14 protein-coding genes and 1 rRNA gene are annotated in these 15,493 nt (G+C 70.0%); 5 read left to right on the top strand and 10 right to left on the bottom strand.

Features of this window, described 5'->3' with window-relative positions; all coding sequences use genetic code 11:
- Nucleotides 1-72: 72 nt before the first annotated feature.
- The gene (locus tag NDI86_RS12070) at nt 73-708 is read right to left on the bottom strand and encodes a zinc ribbon domain-containing protein (RefSeq protein WP_310900690.1); all 636 of its coding nucleotides are present in this window, start codon (nt 706-708) and stop codon (nt 73-75) included.
- Between the two features lie 111 nt (nt 709-819).
- On the opposite strand from NDI86_RS12070, the gene NDI86_RS12065 reads away from it, so the two are divergent.
- The 3 genes from NDI86_RS12065 to NDI86_RS12055 all read left to right on the top strand — a co-directional run bounded on the left by NDI86_RS12065 (nt 820) and on the right by NDI86_RS12055 (nt 3,767).
- On the top strand, nt 820-1,530 hold the full coding sequence (locus NDI86_RS12065; protein WP_310900689.1) for a cupredoxin domain-containing protein: 711 nt from the start codon (nt 820-822) through the stop codon (nt 1,528-1,530).
- Nucleotides 1,531-1,576: 46 nt separating this feature from the next.
- The gene (locus NDI86_RS12060; RefSeq protein WP_310900688.1) at nt 1,577-3,331 is read left to right on the top strand and encodes a MutS-related protein; all 1,755 of its coding nucleotides are present in this window, start codon (nt 1,577-1,579) and stop codon (nt 3,329-3,331) included.
- A 130-nt stretch (nt 3,332-3,461) separates the two neighbouring features.
- The gene (locus NDI86_RS12055; RefSeq protein WP_310900687.1) at nt 3,462-3,767 is read left to right on the top strand and encodes a DUF6199 family natural product biosynthesis protein; all 306 of its coding nucleotides are present in this window, start codon (nt 3,462-3,464) and stop codon (nt 3,765-3,767) included.
- Nucleotides 3,768-3,776: 9 nt separating this feature from the next.
- Here the strand turns inward: NDI86_RS12055 and NDI86_RS12050 are convergent, their stop codons facing one another.
- The 6 genes from NDI86_RS12050 to NDI86_RS12025 all read right to left on the bottom strand — a co-directional run bounded on the left by NDI86_RS12050 (nt 3,777) and on the right by NDI86_RS12025 (nt 10,790).
- On the bottom strand, nt 3,777-4,115 hold the full coding sequence (locus tag NDI86_RS12050) for a hypothetical protein (RefSeq protein WP_310900686.1): 339 nt from the start codon (nt 4,113-4,115) through the stop codon (nt 3,777-3,779).
- 413 nt (nt 4,116-4,528) lie between these two features.
- Nucleotides 4,529-5,734, bottom strand: a complete 1,206-nt coding sequence (locus NDI86_RS12045) for a zinc ribbon domain-containing protein (protein WP_310900685.1) — start codon at nt 5,732-5,734, stop codon at nt 4,529-4,531.
- Between the two features lie 39 nt (nt 5,735-5,773).
- Complete coding sequence (locus NDI86_RS12040; protein WP_310900684.1) at nt 5,774-6,898, bottom strand: double zinc ribbon domain-containing protein; 1,125 nt, start codon at nt 6,896-6,898, stop codon at nt 5,774-5,776.
- 48 nt (nt 6,899-6,946) lie between these two features.
- Nucleotides 6,947-8,323, bottom strand: a complete 1,377-nt coding sequence (locus NDI86_RS12035; protein ID WP_310900683.1) for a PP2C family protein-serine/threonine phosphatase — start codon at nt 8,321-8,323, stop codon at nt 6,947-6,949.
- A gap of 2 nt (nt 8,324-8,325) precedes the next feature.
- The gene (locus NDI86_RS12030; protein WP_310900682.1) at nt 8,326-9,558 is read right to left on the bottom strand and encodes an FHA domain-containing serine/threonine-protein kinase; all 1,233 of its coding nucleotides are present in this window, start codon (nt 9,556-9,558) and stop codon (nt 8,326-8,328) included.
- Nucleotides 9,559-9,605: 47 nt separating this feature from the next.
- Complete coding sequence (locus NDI86_RS12025) at nt 9,606-10,790, bottom strand: vWA domain-containing protein (protein ID WP_310900681.1); 1,185 nt, start codon at nt 10,788-10,790, stop codon at nt 9,606-9,608.
- 117 nt (nt 10,791-10,907) lie between these two features.
- Here NDI86_RS12025 and NDI86_RS12020 point away from each other — a divergent pair, with 117 nt between their 5' ends.
- Nucleotides 10,908-11,336 carry a CopG family ribbon-helix-helix protein gene (locus NDI86_RS12020; protein WP_310900680.1) on the top strand — a complete coding sequence of 143 codons (429 nt, stop codon included), beginning with the start codon at nt 10,908-10,910 and terminating at the stop codon, nt 11,334-11,336.
- A gap of 186 nt (nt 11,337-11,522) precedes the next feature.
- Here the strand turns inward: NDI86_RS12020 and NDI86_RS12015 are convergent, their stop codons facing one another.
- Entirely contained in the window at nt 11,523-12,164 is a 642-nt protein-coding gene (locus tag NDI86_RS12015) for an alpha/beta hydrolase (protein ID WP_310900679.1), read from the bottom strand.
- Between the two features lie 120 nt (nt 12,165-12,284).
- The gene (locus tag NDI86_RS12010; RefSeq protein ID WP_310900678.1) at nt 12,285-13,118 is read right to left on the bottom strand and encodes a VOC family protein; all 834 of its coding nucleotides are present in this window, start codon (nt 13,116-13,118) and stop codon (nt 12,285-12,287) included.
- A 95-nt stretch (nt 13,119-13,213) separates the two neighbouring features.
- Between NDI86_RS12010 and NDI86_RS12005 the strand changes: the two genes are divergently transcribed.
- Entirely contained in the window at nt 13,214-15,289 is a 2,076-nt protein-coding gene (locus tag NDI86_RS12005; protein WP_310900677.1) for a beta-glucosidase, read from the top strand.
- A 106-nt stretch (nt 15,290-15,395) separates the two neighbouring features.
- On the opposite strand, the gene rrf is transcribed toward NDI86_RS12005, so the two are convergent.
- Nucleotides 15,396-15,493: ribosomal RNA gene (gene rrf / locus NDI86_RS12000) — 5S ribosomal RNA — on the bottom strand; the annotation flags it as partial.

Below are 15,493 nucleotides of genomic sequence, written 5' to 3'. Positions count from 1 at the left end.
GGAGTCTGTCGGGACTGAGCGAAGCCGCAGGCTTCGCGAAGGTCGAAGGCGCGAACGAGCGCCGGAGCGTCGCTACTCGTCGTCGTCGACCTCGATACCGGCCCGCTCGTGGAGCGGCCCCGGCTCGCCGCGTGCCTGTCGGGCCGCCCGCCCCGCGACGCGGCGAGCCAGCAGTAGCGCGAGCATCGCGGGGAGCGCGAGCGCCCCGACGACGAGGCCCACGTCGCCCGAGACCGCCGACGAGCCCGGCGACACCGCGTCGTAGCCCACCGCGAGGACCACCGCGCCGATACCGGCGACGACGAGATACAGCCCCCGCGAGAGCACCGCACTCGGGTTCGGGAGCCGCGAGAGCGCGGCCGCGGGCAGCAGCCAGCCCGCCAGCCCCAGCCCGACGAGGACGACCGGCGGGAGGTCGCCGGCGGCGATGACGGCGGCATAGACCACCAGCGGGGCGACGGCGATACCCAGTGCCAGGCCGGTCAGCACGACGGCCCAGCGGGGTGTGGTATCACGGCCGCTCTCGAAGGCGGCGGCCATCCGCTCGTCGAGCAGGTCGGCCACCTCGTCGGAGACCAACTGCTCGCCACATTCGGGACAGGTCGGGGCCGCTCGCTGGAGGGCGGCACCACAGGCCGGGCAGTCGAGCGCGTCGGCCGCGCCCGCCTTGTCGCTCGTCGCGGTGCCATCCTCGCTCCCCTCGTCCATGTCCCCCCGTTCCGGTGCCAGGGGCTTGAATCGTCGGGCCGGCCGGTCCTGGTGACCACAGTTTGGCATCTGGTAACATGACACAACTGTCCGGCGGTCGTACGCGTCCGTATGGGACAGCTCTCACTCGACGCCACGCGGCGCGACCTGCTCCGGACCGTCGGGGCCGGCGCGGCGCTTTCTGGACTTGGCGGCACCGTCGCGGCACAGACCGGGGGCGAGACAGCGCAGCGGGGGCGCACCGGGAGGCGAGTCCACGAGGTGCGAACGCTCATCTCGACGCCCCCGACGGGCGACCGGCCGGCGGACTTCTTCTACCAGCCCACCGGCCTCCGCGTCCGGCCGGGCGACGTGCTTCGGTTCGTCTTCGAGACGCCGGACCACAACGTCGTCAGCTACCACCCGGCGTTCGGGATGTACCGGCGGGTGCCGACCGGCGTCGGCCCGTTCACCTCGCCGCTGCTGGGCTGGCGACCGGAGACCATCCCGGACGACCAGGTCCAGCCGCCGTCGGAGACTGGCGGCGGCCAGGCGGCCCCCGACACGTGGCTCCTGAGTCTCGACGTCCCCGGCGTCTACGACGTGCTCTGTTCGCCCCACGAGGTCTACGGGATGGCGATGCGAGTCGTCGTCGGCGACCAGACGAGCGCGCCGTTCGAGACCGCGGACCCGTCAGCGCTGCCCGAACCGCGGGTCGGCCCGGCCGGCCTCGCCCGCGTGACGCTCACCGACCCCGCGCTGGCGCCCCGGACCATCGTCGACCGCGGGCGGGTCCGGTGGCAGGACCTGCAGGCCGTCCAGTCGACGCCGAGTGGCGGGTGAGTCGGCATCCGCCACGGCTAAATCGGGGCCACCCGTCGGCTCGCCCATGCGACTGGAGGAGTACTGGGGAATCGGCCCGAAGACGTCCGAGCTACTGACCGAGGAACTCGGCGTCGAGCGGGCCATCGCGGCCATCGAATCGGCGGACACGCGAACGCTCACCTCGGCGGGGCTCTCGCGCGGTCGGGCGACGCGTATCCTCCGCCGGGCGACCGGCGCCAAGTCGATGGACCTGCTCGCCACCCGGGACACCCGCGACGTGTACAAGGAACTGCTGGACCTCGCCGAGGAGTACGCCGTCACCGACGACGCGGCCGACCGCGTCCGCGTGTTGACGCCGCTCCCCACCCGCGGGCGGATGACCGAGCGGCTGGACGACGTGCTGGCAGCGAGAGACACGTGGGCCGACCTCGGCGAGTCCGACCGCCGGGCGGTCCTGGCCGCCTTCTCCGACCACGACGCGGGCGGCGAGCGAGCAGCCGTCGAGACGGTGCTCGCGCTGCAGGCCACCGGCGTCGACGACGGCGTCTTCGAACGGGTCGCCGCCCTCGACACCGACGCCCTGGAGGACGCCCGCGCTGCGCTGGCCGGACTGGCAGGCGAGGGCGACCGCGTCGGCGAGGGGGCCGACGACGAACTGGACAGGCTCCGCGAGCGACTCGGGCAGGTCGAGGACCTCGCCGCGTCGACGCCCGACGTGGTCGAGGCGATTCGGGACAGCGCCGGTCGGCCCGACGAGTTCCAGGACGCCCTGGTCCGGCACGTCACCGGTGAGACGGGTATCGACGGGACGCGGGTCCGGGATGCGTTGCCCGACGGCGCGACCGACGCGCGGGACTTCGTCGACGCCGCGCTCCGCGAACTGCGCCGGTCGCTGCGGACCGCCGTCGAGGAGCGAGAAGCGACCGTCGCCGACGAACTGAGCGAGGCCCTCGACGACGCGCGCCCGACCATCGACGCGGCCGTCAGCGCCGTCGGCGACCTCGCGCTCTCGGTGTCGCTCGCCCGCTTCGCGCTGGCCTACGACCTCCGGCGACCGACCTTCGTCGACCGCGACACCGTCGCCGTCAAGCGGGCGCGCAACCTCGCGCTGTCCGACGCCGACGGCGTCCAGCCCGTCACCTACGCCATCGGCGACCACACGCTCGACGTCGAACGGGCCAACGCGCCGCCAAGCGGCGACCGCGTGGCCGTCCTGACCGGGGCCAACTCCGGCGGGAAGACCACCCTGCTGGAGACGCTCTGTCAGGTACAACTGCTCGCCCAGATGGGGCTACCCGTCCCCGCCGAGGCCGCCGAGGTCGGCGTCGTCGACACCGTGGTCTTTCACCGCCGGCACGCCTCCTTCAACGCCGGGGTGCTCGAATCGACGCTGCGCTCGGTCGTCCCGCCGCTTTCGGGCGACGACCGCACGCTGATGCTCGTCGACGAGTTCGAGGCCATCACGGAGCCGGGGTCGGCCGCGAACCTGTTGCACGGCCTCGTGACGCTGACGGTCGACCGGGGCGCCCTGGGCGTGTTCGTCACGCATCTCGCCGCGGACCTGGAGCCGCTGCCCGAGGTCGCCCGGACGGACGGCATCTTCGCCGAGGGACTGGACCCGGACCTCGAACTGCGCGTCGACTACCAGCCCCGCTTTGGCACCGTGGGCAAGTCCACGCCGGAGTTTATCGTCTCCCGACTGGTCGCCAACGCCGGCGACCCCGTCGAGCGCAGCGGCTTCGAGACGCTTGCCCAGGCCGTCGGCGAGGAGGCCGTCCAGCGGACCCTCTCGGACGCGATGTGGACCGACGGCGAGTGATACTGGTGGCTGTACCAAACTGACGTACTTCGCCACCACGGGGCGGCGAATATCTTTGCGGCCACACAGCCACCAGTATGAGCCCCGGGAAGCCAAGGGTTCACGTTCCTGGGGAGCGAACTGTCGCGTGATGATACAGCGCCTCCTCCCGGCCGGCTACGCGTGGATGGTCGTGCACGGACTGCTCGCGGTCTTTCTCCCGAAGCAGGCCATCAAACTGAACGGGAAGCTCCTGCTTCGCGGCTACGAGAACCCCGGCGACCTCGAACCCAAGGACTGGTACGTCCGCTCGACCCGCATCTCCGGGCTCGGGATGCTGGTCACCGGCGTCACGGGACTGCTGGCCGGCCAGCTCGCCGAGGACGAAGACGAAGCGGGAGACGACCCCGACCGGGCCGACGAGTCCGACGAGGAGCCCGTCGAACTGGACATCTGAGCGCCCGACCTATTCTTCGACGAGGGCGACGCGTTCGACCGCGTTGACTGCCGTGATGCCGAACCCGTCGACGAGTCGCGCCGCGACACCCTCGCCCAGGTCCGTCTCGGGCGGAGCGTCGGCGGCCGCCGCCGGCAGTTCGAGGACCACGGTGACGTCGGTGTCGACGCGGATGTCCGTGTGCCCCGGGCGAACGCTCGTCACCCGTTCGACGGCTACTTCCACGACCCCGTCGATAGCGGCGAGGACACCGGCGACGCCGCTGGTGAGGTCTTCGGTCCCGCCGCGGGGAACCCGCAGGGAGACGTCGGCCGATGCCTCGACGGTGGTAGTCGCGTGGAGCGACATAGGTCGGCGGCCGGAGTCGAACCGGGCCGGTGCTCGCCAGTCGAGCCCGCCGGCGTGCTGACCACTGTGGGGTGGCCAGCGGAGAACGATACCTCGCCGCAGTGGGCGTCGGGTGACGCCGTCCCACGGGTCGGTGCCTTATGCAGCGGCCGGGAGCCGACGGATAAGCGCCACGGCAGCCCGACCCACAGGAGCGTCCCCGCCGAGGCCGGTCGTGCAACCGGCTTCGAGGACCACCCGCTCGGCGCGGGCGGCGGGTACGTCGTGGGTCGGAGTGGCGTGCGTCATCTGAGACACCGCGTCAGCGTCGCTGACGTATCCAAATCTTCACGTGGGCATATATTAAGTATATTGTATATCTGGTATCGAATACCACGGCCGGTCGGCCTGACCCGCGGCCAAACCGGACTCCGTTAGCGCCGGATTCGCTCGCCGCAGTTCGGGCAGAACGTCACCGACTCGCGGGGAATCTCCTCGCCGCAGGCGCCACACTCGTCGTCGGAGCTGCTGGCTCCCTCCGGCGAGAAGATGGCGGTGTCGTCTATCCAGCCGTCGTCCTCCTCGTCCTCCTGGGCGTCGCCCGCGACTGTCGCCGTCGCGTCGTCGCCGTCGGGAATCGGTTCGTCGGTGGTGAACACGCGGGTGTGTGAACTGTCGTCGGTCGTCACTTCGGAAGCGTCGTCGGTGTCCCCGGTCGTGTCTCCGGCGTCGTCTGTCGCCCGCTCGTCCGGCGACTCGGATTCGGACGACGCCGTGGACGCTGCGGACTGGGACGACCCGTTCGGCGACGGCGGGCCGGGCCGGGAGCTGTCGGCGACCGGCGGCATGATTGGGTAGCGCTGCTCGGCCCGCTTGACCGGGTTCGCGAGCGGGGCCTGCGCGCGGACCCGTCGGGCGACGACCGTCTGGACGACGAGATACAGTCCCGAGAGCAGCGCCGGGACGGCGACCAGCACACCGAGGGCCGTCCCCGAACCGACGCCCGCGAGGCCGAGTCCCGTCTCGACCACACTGCCGACGCCCGCGGCCGCCGCTTGCTCGCCGACCGTCCCGGGCAGTCCCGGCGCGTGGACGAGCCACGCGGCCGCGAGGGCCAGCCCACTCACTCCCGAGAGCACCGAGAACAGCGGTTTCGGGGAGACGCTGTAGACGCGGCGACCGAAGGCGATGGTCCTGACGAGCAGGTGGACGCCCGCGACGGCCATCACCGCGAGGACGGGCGGACGCGGTCCGACGGCGACGGCGACGGCGGCGACGACCAGCATCAGGACCCCCGATGGCGCGGGCAGGACACCGGGGTGGTCGATGCGGTACTGGCTCACGAGGTTCCCGTTCACGTTCGAGAGCTGCCGGTCGAGCAGCCACGCGGCGGCCGCGGCGGGCGCGAGCAACCACGCGACCGCAGCGAAGACGACCAGCCCGGTCACCGGCGTCGAACCGACGGTCGTGACGGTCGTAGCGGCGAGTCCGGGCGGGAGCGCACCGAGCGCCAGCCCGGTCCCGACCACCCACAGGCCGTAGCACAGGTAGCCGGCGAGACCGCCGGCGGCGAGCCACCACTCGGTAGCGAGCACGGCGACGGAGCGTCGCAGTTCCGCGGCAGGGGGGCGGTCCGACATTACGTGGCTGTTTCCCTGTGGGTGCTTAATTCGTGTGGCTCACGGCGCCTGTACGGAGACGGAGGCGACGCCCGAGAGTTCGAGTTCGTCGCCCGGCGCGACCGGCTCCCGGTCGCCTTTCTTCAGCGTCCGCCCGTTGAGCTGCGTGGGGTTGTCGCCCAGGTCGAGCAGGTAGAAGCTGTCGTCTTCCCGGACGAACCGCACGTGTTCGCGGTGGATCCGGACCGCCTCTTCGTCCGGTCGCCCCGCCTCGGTGAGCGCGGCGCGAATCTCGCGACCGACCGTGTCGCCGTCGTCGACGTGTATCTCGCGTCCCTCGACCGTCAGGACGAGCGACTCGGTGACCCCGGCCTCGTCGTCGCTGGCTTCGGGCGCGTCGATAGCGTCGTCTGGCTCGCCGGCGTCGCCCTCGCGGTGGGCGGCGAGGTCCTCACCGCAGTTCACACAGAAGTTGTCCGCCGGTTCGACGTCGGTCCCGCAGCCGGGACAGGCGTCGAGTTCGTCCGCGCCCGGCGTGACCCCCGAGACGTCCGCCCCACAGTCGACACAGAAGTTGGCGTCGGCGTCGAGTTCGACCCCGCAGTCCGGACAGTCGATGGTGTCGGCCGCCTCGGCGGCGTCCTCGTCGTCCCCGGCCGGTTCTGCTTCGGCAGCCGCCTCGACCGCTGCAGCCTCTCCGGTGTCCTCGACCGCCGCAGCGTCGGCGTCGACTTCGGCAACTTCCTCGGTCGCGTCGGCTTCCTCGGCGTCGGCGGACTCGTCGGCTTCCTCGGCGTCGGCGGACTCGTCGGCTTCCTCGGCGTCGGCGGACTCGTCGGCTTCCTCGGCGTCGGCGGACCCCTCTTCGACGTCGTCCTCGACCGCGCCGAACGCGTCGTCGGCTGCGTCCGCCTCGGCGTCCGCGTCGGCAGAATCGTCGAAGAGGTCGACAGGCTCCGCGTCCACGTCGTCGTCTTCGGCCGGGGAGACGAAGCCGCCGTCGTCCGACTCCGCATCCTCCGCCTCGGCGTCGTCCGCCGCCGTCGTCTCGGGTTCGGTGCTGTCCTCGGTGTACTGCCACTCACCGCACTCCGTGTTGGTACACCACCCGCCGGCTACCGTCGGGTCGAACTCGTCCCCACAGATAGGACATTCGACTGATTGCGTTGTGCTCGCGTCTGACATAGTCCTTCATGAGCGGCTTTACCGGGGAGAAATAAAACATTTCCCCCGTCAGTCTTCAGTGATGATGACAGTATCACGCTCTGAGAGGTCGACGTCGGGGTCGGCCGCCCGGACCGGGACCCCGCCGCTGGGCGTCGATGGCAGCGTCTCGTCCTCGAACAGCAACACCGAGACGTTGTCTTTCCCGCCGCGCTCGTTCGCCAGCGTGACGTAGTCGGTCGCCGCGTCGTCCAGCGAGTCCGCCGAGAGCAAGACGTCGCGTATCTCCTCGTCCGTGACGACCGCCTCGAGGACCGCCTCGGCCATCTCCGCGGAGCGGTCGGACTCGACGTACTCCTGGTAGAGCCGTGGCGCGTCGGTCTGGGCGTCGATGAGCCCGTCGCTGGTCGCCAGCACGGTGTCCTCGGCGAACAGCCGGACCGAGCGGGTGTCGACCTCGACCATCGCGCGGTCGGGGTCCTCGTGGCCCGAGCCGCCAAGCGCCCGCGTTATCTGGTTCCCGTCCGGGTGGACGTGGGCCTCGACGTCGTCTATCTCGCCCTGGTCTTCCCACTCCTCGACGACGGCGTGGTCCTTGGTGAGCCGGACGATTTCCTCGCGGGCCTCGTTGACGAGGTACGCGCGGCTGTCGCCGACCCAGCCCAGGTGGAGTCGCCCGTCGGCGAAGACCCCCGCGACCACGGTGGTGTACGACTGGGTCCCCGAGTCGCTGGCGTAGCGGATGATCTCGCGGTGGGCCTTGATAATGGCGTTCTCCAGCCCGGTCTGGATGTCCTCGGGACCGAGTGGCTCCGGGAGCACGTCCGGGCTGATGTCGATGTCGAACTCGTCGGGGTGGCTCCGCGCCGCGTGGATGGCGACCGGCGCGAGGTTCTCCGCGACGACGGTCGTCGCGATGTAGGAGGCCACGTCGCCGGCGTCGTGCCCTCCCGCGCCGTCGGCGAGCACGAAGACGCCGGCTGAACGGTTGGCCGGCATATCCGGCCGCTCCACCTCGCTCTCGTCGGCCCCGTCGGCGTCCTCGGAGGTCGGGTCGGTCGCGTCGCTGTCCCCGTTGTCGACGGTCTCACCTGCATCGTCGGCCGCAACACGCCCGGCCGCGTCGGTCTCGGCCTCGTCGATGGCCGCGGCCACGTCCGCCGGTTCTGCGCCCGCTTCGTCGTCCGTGTCGACCGCGTCTCCGTCCTCGGCCTCCGACTCGTCCCCCTCACTGTCCGGGGCCGCCTCGTCCCCCTCACTGTCCGGGGCCGCCTCGTCCGTCTCCACAGCCTCGTCGTCAGTCCGCACACGTATCCGGGGCGGGCGCGTCTGTCCCAGATAGCCCTCGCGGTGGCCCTGTTCGAAGATAGTCACCGAGAGGCTGTCCTCGTTGATTCCCTGTCCGCGCTTCCGGTCGCCGATGTCGTAGTTTGTCGTGTATCGCATTGTTACTCCGCCTCGAACGTGAGATTGACCCCGTAGGTCGGGTGGACGAGCGCGATGAAATCGCCGTCGTTGAGCTGCATCGACTCCGGCGGCTCCTCGCCGTGGCGGTCCGTGTGGTCCTCGCCTTTCTCCTTGAGTCGTTCGCGGCCGTCGCCGCTTAGCACCCACTTCCACCCTGACCCCCGCTGGACGTACGTCCCGTTGAGGCTCTTGTCGACCAGATACCACGCGTCGCCGGCCTTCTCGAACTGTATCTGGACCGACGAGATGTGGTCTCCCTGTGGGTCCTCGATGGTGATAGAGGCCGCCGGTCCGTCGGCCCCTTCGCGCCCGAGCGTGTCGCCCGGTTCGACGGGGAACTCCTGTCCCGTCTGGCTGTACCGTATCGTGGCGGTGGAGGGTGGCGTCGGGTCTCTCGCTTCGAGTACGTCCCGCAGGACGGTGGCGTTCCGGTAGCGGTGGCGGTAGTCCGACTGGGTCGCCCGCTCGACGATCTCGGCCAGGTAGTCGGCACACTCGGCCCCGAAGTCGTGCGGGTTGACGCCGTCTTTCTTCGGGACCGACCCCTTCAGCAGATAGAGGAGAATCTTCCCGATGGAGTAGACGTCCGACCACGGGCCCTGGCGGACGTCCGTCCGACTGGCCTCGGCCACCTCCCGAGGCTTGAACGGCCCGAGTATCGTCGTCCCCTGGTTCCCCGTCGAGGGGTCGCCCGTCGAATCGAACCCCGTCGCCGTGTTGAAGTCGATGAGTGTCGGGGTGCCGTCCTCGGCGAGCATCACGTTCTCGGGTTTCAGGTCCCGGTAGACGATCTCGTTTTCGTGGAGAAAACCCATCGCGTCGGCGAGTTTGATACCGACCTGCCGGACCTGGTCGTCGTCGGTCATCGGCGCGTTGTACTTCTCTATGGCCGTATCTATCTCCTCACCCTCGACCAGTTCGACCACCAGGAACGGGATGTCCCGCTCGCGGACGGTATCGTACAGGTCCATCACGTACTCGTGTCCGCCCGCGGCGGCGATGCGCTGCAGCGTCTCGGCCTCCTTCTCGAAGTACTCCTCGATGACGGACTGGTCGTTCTGTGACCCGGTGTAGTTCGGGTGTTTCACCACGACCGTTTCGCCCGTTGTCCGGTCCAGTGCCCGGTAGGCCTTGGCGAACCCGCCCTGGCCGAGAAACTCCTCGAGTTCGTAGCGGCCCGCGATTACGTCGTCCGCCTCGGGTTCCCACGGCATCGCTCAGGTCCCGTGACCGACGGTCTCGACCCGCGCGCGCGGCGCCGTCACTTCTGGATACCCTCGTCGGTGACTATCTTGGTGGCGCGGCTCTGCTCCTCCCGGCCGCCCTCCATGACTATCTGGGTCTGGCGCTCCGCGGACTTGACCGCCTCCGTCTCGGCGCCGTGGATACGGGTCATCTGCTCTATCTGGGTCTGTGCCTCGGCGACGTTGCCCTTGCCCAGTTCGGTCTGTATGACGGTCTGCTTGTGGTCGATGTCGATGGCCTCGTTGTGCTGGCCGAGTAGCTCCTCGTCGTCGGTGTACTCCACCGAGAGGGTCGCCGTCGCCGTCTCGCCGCCCGCGGTGAGCGTCACGTCCGCGAGGCCGTGTTCGCCCAGTGGCCGCGCCGGCGCGTGGACCTTCAGGACCACCCGCTGGGTCTCCCGGTCGAGCAGGTCCGGCAGTTTGACGACGGCGCTGTTTTCGTGCCACTCCGGTGTGACCTCCTGTGTCTGGGGCAGGGCGCGGTACACCTCGCTCACCTCGACGCCGTCGGCGACGTCGAGTTCGAGTTCGGCGTCGGGGGCGACGACGCTGCCGGCCTCCTCGACTGCGTCCCCGAAGAACTGCTCGATGTCGCCCGACGCCTGCAGGTGCGTCCAGTCGCCGCGGGCGACGCTGCCGAGCTTCCGGATGGTCTCGCTGCGGTAGTCCTCACCGATGCCCGCCGACTTGATGCGGATGCCGGCGCTGTCTATCTCGCGGGCGAGCGTCTCGAACTCCGGCGGGTCGTGGGTGTTGTCCTTGCCGTCCGAGAGCAACAGGACGCGCCGGGCGGTGTGCTCGTCGGCGGGCAGGTCCCGGAGCGTGTCCGCCGCGGCCTGCAGTCCCTGGTACATGTCCGTCCCGCCGCCGGCCTGTATGTCCTGGACCTTCTCGACGGCGTCCTCACGTGAGATGTCGCCCCAGCGGGTCGCTTCCAGCACGACCTCGACCTCGGTGTCGAACGCGACGATGGAGACGTAGTCGTCGTCGTTCAGCAGGCCGAAGACCCACTCGGCACCGCCGCGAGCCCGGTCCATGTTCCCGGCCTCGTACATCGACCCGCTGGAGTCGATACAGAGCGCGATATGCCGGACGGGCTCGACTTCCTGCTCGCCGGGCTCGACCTCGATTTCGGCGGTCAGCTTCGCCCCGCCAGCCGGAACGTACGGTCGGTTTACGTCGGTCACGACGTTCGCTGTCATACTGCTATGTCCATCTTGAGAGCTAGTTATAAGTTTTCCCTCCATCAACGATGAAAACTCGACCGATAGCGGGCCGGTTCGATAATCCTTAATAGGATTTGCCCTCTGAGTTAATACATGACCGTCGTCAGCGTCTCCATGCCCGAATCGCTCCTTGACCGCATCGACGAGTTTGCCGAGGAACACGGCTACACCGGCCGCAGCGAGATTATCCGCGAGGCCAGCCGGAACCTGCTGGGCGAGTTCGAGGACAAGCGACTGGAGGGCCGGGAGCTGATGGGCATCGTCACCGTCCTGTTCGACTACGACACCACCGCCGTCGAGGAGAAGATGATGCACCTGCGCCACGAACACGAGGGGCTGGTCGCCTCGAACTTCCACAGCCACGTCGGCGAACACCGGTGTATGGAGCTGTTCGTTCTGGAAGGGACGCTCGAAGAGATATCGACCTTCGTGGGCAAGATTCGCGCCACGAAGGACACGCTCAACATCGACTACTCGGTCGTCCCCGTCGACGAGTTCGGGACGCTCGCGGATATGGAGTAGCGAGGCCGACCGCAGGGAGGCCTCGGAGCGACGCGCGGAGCGAAGCGACCCGCGGAGCAGCACCGGGCTTCGGCCCCGAGGAACGGTGGAGGCAAAGCGCGGAACCGACCGCAGGGAGGTCCTTCGAGACGGCGAATCCGTCTCGCGAACCCGAAACCGGAGATTTTCGAGGTCCTCGGCGGAGCCCTATCCGACCAGCCCGGCGACCAGGTCGGCCACCGCGTCGAGTTCGTCCTCGTTGACCCCGTGGCCCATCCCCTCGTAGATGCGCTTGTCCACGTCGCCGTTCAACAGTTCGAACGCCTCGGCCGTCGCCTCGACCCGCTCCAGCGGGATGTGGGGGTCGACGTCGCTACAGCCGACGAACACCGGCGTCCGCTCGATGTCCCCCTCGTAGCTCGTCGGGTCGACCGCCTCGCCGATGAGTCCGCCCGACAGCGCCACGAGCCCGCCGTACCGACGGGGGGTCCGGGCGACGAACTCGCTGGCGAGACACGCCCCCTGGGAGAAGCCAAGCAGGAGGACGCGCTCGCGGTCGATACCGGCCTCGGCCGCTCGCTCGACGGCGTCGCCGACGGCCCTGAGTCCGGATGTTCGACCCGGCTCGTTCTGTTCGACGGGCGCGAGGAAGGAGTTGGGATACCAGGTGTTGCGAGCGGCCTGTGGCGCCAGCAGCGCGACGCCGTCGCGGTGGACCTCCTGCCCCATCCCGACGATGCTCCGGGCCGTCGCGCCCCGACCGTGGACCAGAATCATCGCCGCCTCGGCCTCGGAAAGCGGGGTGCCGGCGGTGACCAGCTCCTGACCCTGGTGTGGGCCGTCGGTCATGCGACTCCCCCGTCGGTTGCGGTGGTCGGTCGGTACCCAGTTTCGTCTGTGACACTGCGGGTCATACGCGTCACAACGCCGGCGGCCCATTTGAGTAACCGGTAACACGAACGCAACCGGTTACGAGCGCAGGCGGAGGTCGATGCCGTCCGGGTCGGTCACCCGAACCCCGTCGCCGACCGCCTCGACGGCGTAGCCGGCCCGTTCGAGTCGTTCGCGCGCGGCCGCGACCCCCGCGTCGGTCGGCAGGCGGAGTTCGACCCACTCGAGCCCGCGGCCGCTCGCCGGTGTCGACCGCCCGTTCCAGACGTTCGCGCCGACGTGGTGGTGATACCCGCCCGCCGCGAGGAAGCACGCCCCCTCGTAGGTCGTCCGGACGGACATCCCCAGCGCGTCGGCGTAGAACGCGCGGGCGGCGTCGAGGTCGGTCACCTCCAGATGGACGTGGCCAACGTCGGTTCCGAGCGGGACTATCTCGTCGCCGGCCGCCGCCCCCCGAACGCCGCCCGTGTCCAGTGGCTTCGTCGCCATGCGGACCCCTCCGTCCGGCGTCTCCTCCCACGCCGACCGCGGCCGGTCCCGATATATCTCGACGCCGTTTCCCTCGGGGTCCCGGCAGTACAGCGCCTCGCTGACGAGGTGGTCCGCGGCCCCGGACAGTTGCCACTGCTCGTCGAGACGCGCCAGCGCGTCACCCAGCGCTCCCCGCGAGGGCACTCGGAACGCCGTGTGGAAGAGGCCGGCTGCTGACCGGGGGCGCTCGGGCGCGGTCCGGTCCTCGTGGAGTTCCAACAGCGGTATCTCCCCGTCGCCCAGCACCGCCGACCCGTCGCGTCGCTCGTGGACCGCCAGCCCGACGACTCGCTCGTAGAACTCGGCCACGTCGCGCACGTCACCGACCGTCAGCGCGACGCGCCCGATGGCAGTCTCCGGCGGGAGCCCCTCGGCGTCCATACCGCCGGTCCGCGCGAGACACGCATAGCAGTTGTGCCGCCCGGACGACCGTGCCCAAACGGCTTTCCCGCCCCCACACCCACCCTCGGTATCGTATGGCCGACATCGACGCACTCGTCGACGAGTTGACCCGCGCCGAGAAACTGTCGCTCGTCCGCGGGGCTCCGGACCCCGAATCGCGCGCCACTGGCTATCTCCCCGGCGTCCCGCGCCTCGACATCCCGCCGCTCCGGCTGGTCGACGGCCCCCTCGGCATCCGCGCCGAGGGCGAGCGCGCGACGGCGTTCCCCGCCACGCTCGCCACCGCCGCGACGTTCGACCCCGGCCTCGCGCGCGAGCAGGGGGCGGCGATGGCCCGCGAAGCCCGCGCCCACGACCAGGACGTGCTGCTCGCGCCCGGCGTCAACATCGTCCGTGTCCCCCACTGTGGCCGGAACTTCGAGTATCTCTCGGAGGACCCCGTCCTGGCGAGCGACCTCGGCCGCGCGCTCGTCGCCGGCATCGAATCCGAGGACGTGATAGCGACGGTCAAGCACTTCGTCGCCAACAACCAGGAGACGGGCCGGACGACAATCAGCGCCGACGTCGACGAGCGGACCCTCCGCGAACTCTACCTCCCGCCCTTCCGCGCCGCCGTCGAGGCCGGCGTCGGCTCGGTGATGACCGGCTACAACCGCGTCAACGGCACTCACATGAGCGACCACGGACGGCTGGTCGGCGACGTGCTCAAAGACGAGTGGGGCTTTGCGGGCTTTGCCGTCTCGGACTGGTACGGCCTCGAATCGACCGTCGGTGCGGCGAACGCCGGCCTCGACGTGGAGATGCCCGGGGTCCCGGCCGGCCCCGACGACCCCGACGAGGAGTTCGAGTGGCCCGACGGCATCCCGGACGCGACCCACGCCGGCCTCTTCGGGGAGCCACTCGGCGCCGCTATCGACGAGGGGTCGGTCCCCGCCGACCGGCTGGACGACATGGTTCGACGCGTCCTCGGCCAGATGGCCCGCGTCGGCCTGCTCGACGGCCGCGACCGGCCCGGCGAACTCGACAGCGAACGCCACCGCGACATCGCGCGCGATATCGCCGCCCGCGGGACCGTCCTGCTCGACAACGACGGCGTCCTGCCGCTCGCCGACGACGCCGACGTGGCGCTCGTCGGCCCCCACGTCCACACGGCGAAACTCGGCGGCGGCGGCTCCTCCGAGACGACGCCGTTCCACTCGGTAAGTCCCGTCGACGGTCTCGAAGCGCGTGCCGACGGGACCGTGACGAGCGCGCGCGGGATTCCGGAGATAGAGAACGTCTCGCTGTTCGACCTCCTGCCGTTCGTCGACAGCGGCCACGAAGCCGACGACAGCGGCCCCGACGAGGAACCGTCGCTCGACGACGCCGTCGCGGCCGCCGAGGACGCCGATGTCGCCGTCGTCTGTGTGCGCGACGCGACCACGGAAGCCCGCGACCGCGACAGCCTCGCACTCCCCGGCCGGCAGGACGAACTCATCGAGGCCGTCGCCGCCGCCAACGACCGGACTGTCGTCGTCCTCCGGACTGGGGGCCCGGTCGAAACCCCCTGGCGCGACGACGTGGCCGCCGTCGTCGAACAGTGGTACCCCGGCCAGGCCGACGGCGCGGCCCTCGCCGAGGTGCTCTACGGCGACCGCGACCCCAGCGGGCGACTGCCCGTCACGTTCGCCCCCGAGGGGAGCTATCCGGCCAGCGACGAGCGTCGGTTCCCCGGCATCGACGACGTGGCACACTACGACGAGGGCGTCTTCGTCGGCTACCGCCACTTCGACACCGCCGACGACGGACCGACCTACCCGTTCGGCCACGGCCACTCCTACGCGACCTTCGAGTACGGCGACGCGACAGCGACCGGCGACGCCACTGTCGAGGTGCCCGTCGAGAACACCAGCGAGCGGCCGGGCCGAGAGGTCGTCCAGGCGTACGTCCGACCACCCACCGTCGAGGGAACCGACCGCCCGGAGCGAGAGTTCGCCGCCGCCGCACCGGTCCGACTCGACGCCGGGGAGTCACGCACGGTGACGCTCGACCTCGACGAACTCGCGCTCTCGCGGTACGACGGCGGCTGGACCGTCGACGGCGGTCACTACACGGTCGAGGTCGGCCGGTCAGTCGCCGACGTGCGCACGACGGCCGCTATCGAGCGATAGTTATTCGTTCGTAGGTATTTGTCGGGCAGCGTCGCCACTCTGCGTAAATACAAAAAGCCCTCCGGAGAGAGATGACTCTCTCCGGAAGGCTGAAAGTAGGTATGAATGGTGGCGGCGAATCGGATTTCCCAGAGGCTCGCGCACTCCAGTACTCACCGAAACGCTGGTGAGCTTATCTTCCGTGTTCGGGATGGGTACGGGAGG

This window comes from Haloarcula onubensis, from assembly GCF_031624605.1.
Classification (GTDB): Archaea; Halobacteriota; Halobacteria; order Halobacteriales; family Haloarculaceae; genus Haloarcula; species Haloarcula onubensis.
This window is presented reverse-complemented; position numbering and strand designations above follow the sequence as displayed.

Excerpts from the sequence above, each read along its gene's own strand:
- NDI86_RS12040 (WP_310900684.1), bottom strand. The coding sequence starts at position 6,898 with ATGTCAGACGCGAGCACAACGCAATCAGTCGAATGTCCTATCTGTGGG.
- NDI86_RS12050 (WP_310900686.1), bottom strand. The coding sequence starts at position 4,115 with ATGTCGCTCCACGCGACTACCACCGTCGAGGCATCGGCCGACGTCTCC.
- NDI86_RS12070 (WP_310900690.1), bottom strand. The coding sequence starts at position 708 with ATGGACGAGGGGAGCGAGGATGGCACCGCGACGAGCGACAAGGCGGGC.
- NDI86_RS12045 (WP_310900685.1), bottom strand. The coding sequence starts at position 5,734 with ATGTCGGACCGCCCCCCTGCCGCGGAACTGCGACGCTCCGTCGCCGTG.
- NDI86_RS12015 (WP_310900679.1), bottom strand. The coding sequence starts at position 12,164 with ATGACCGACGGCCCACACCAGGGTCAGGAGCTGGTCACCGCCGGCACC.
- NDI86_RS12035 (WP_310900683.1), bottom strand. The coding sequence starts at position 8,323 with ATGCGATACACGACAAACTACGACATCGGCGACCGGAAGCGCGGACAG.
- NDI86_RS12055 (WP_310900687.1), top strand. The coding sequence starts at position 3,462 with ATGATACAGCGCCTCCTCCCGGCCGGCTACGCGTGGATGGTCGTGCAC.
- NDI86_RS12005 (WP_310900677.1), top strand. The coding sequence starts at position 13,214 with ATGGCCGACATCGACGCACTCGTCGACGAGTTGACCCGCGCCGAGAAA.
- NDI86_RS12020 (WP_310900680.1), top strand. The coding sequence starts at position 10,908 with ATGACCGTCGTCAGCGTCTCCATGCCCGAATCGCTCCTTGACCGCATC.
- NDI86_RS12065 (WP_310900689.1), top strand. The coding sequence starts at position 820 with ATGGGACAGCTCTCACTCGACGCCACGCGGCGCGACCTGCTCCGGACC.
- NDI86_RS12010 (WP_310900678.1), bottom strand. The coding sequence starts at position 13,118 with ATGGACGCCGAGGGGCTCCCGCCGGAGACTGCCATCGGGCGCGTCGCG.
- NDI86_RS12025 (WP_310900681.1), bottom strand. The coding sequence starts at position 10,790 with ATGACAGCGAACGTCGTGACCGACGTAAACCGACCGTACGTTCCGGCT.
- NDI86_RS12030 (WP_310900682.1), bottom strand. The coding sequence starts at position 9,558 with ATGCCGTGGGAACCCGAGGCGGACGACGTAATCGCGGGCCGCTACGAA.
- NDI86_RS12060 (WP_310900688.1), top strand. The coding sequence starts at position 1,577 with ATGCGACTGGAGGAGTACTGGGGAATCGGCCCGAAGACGTCCGAGCTA.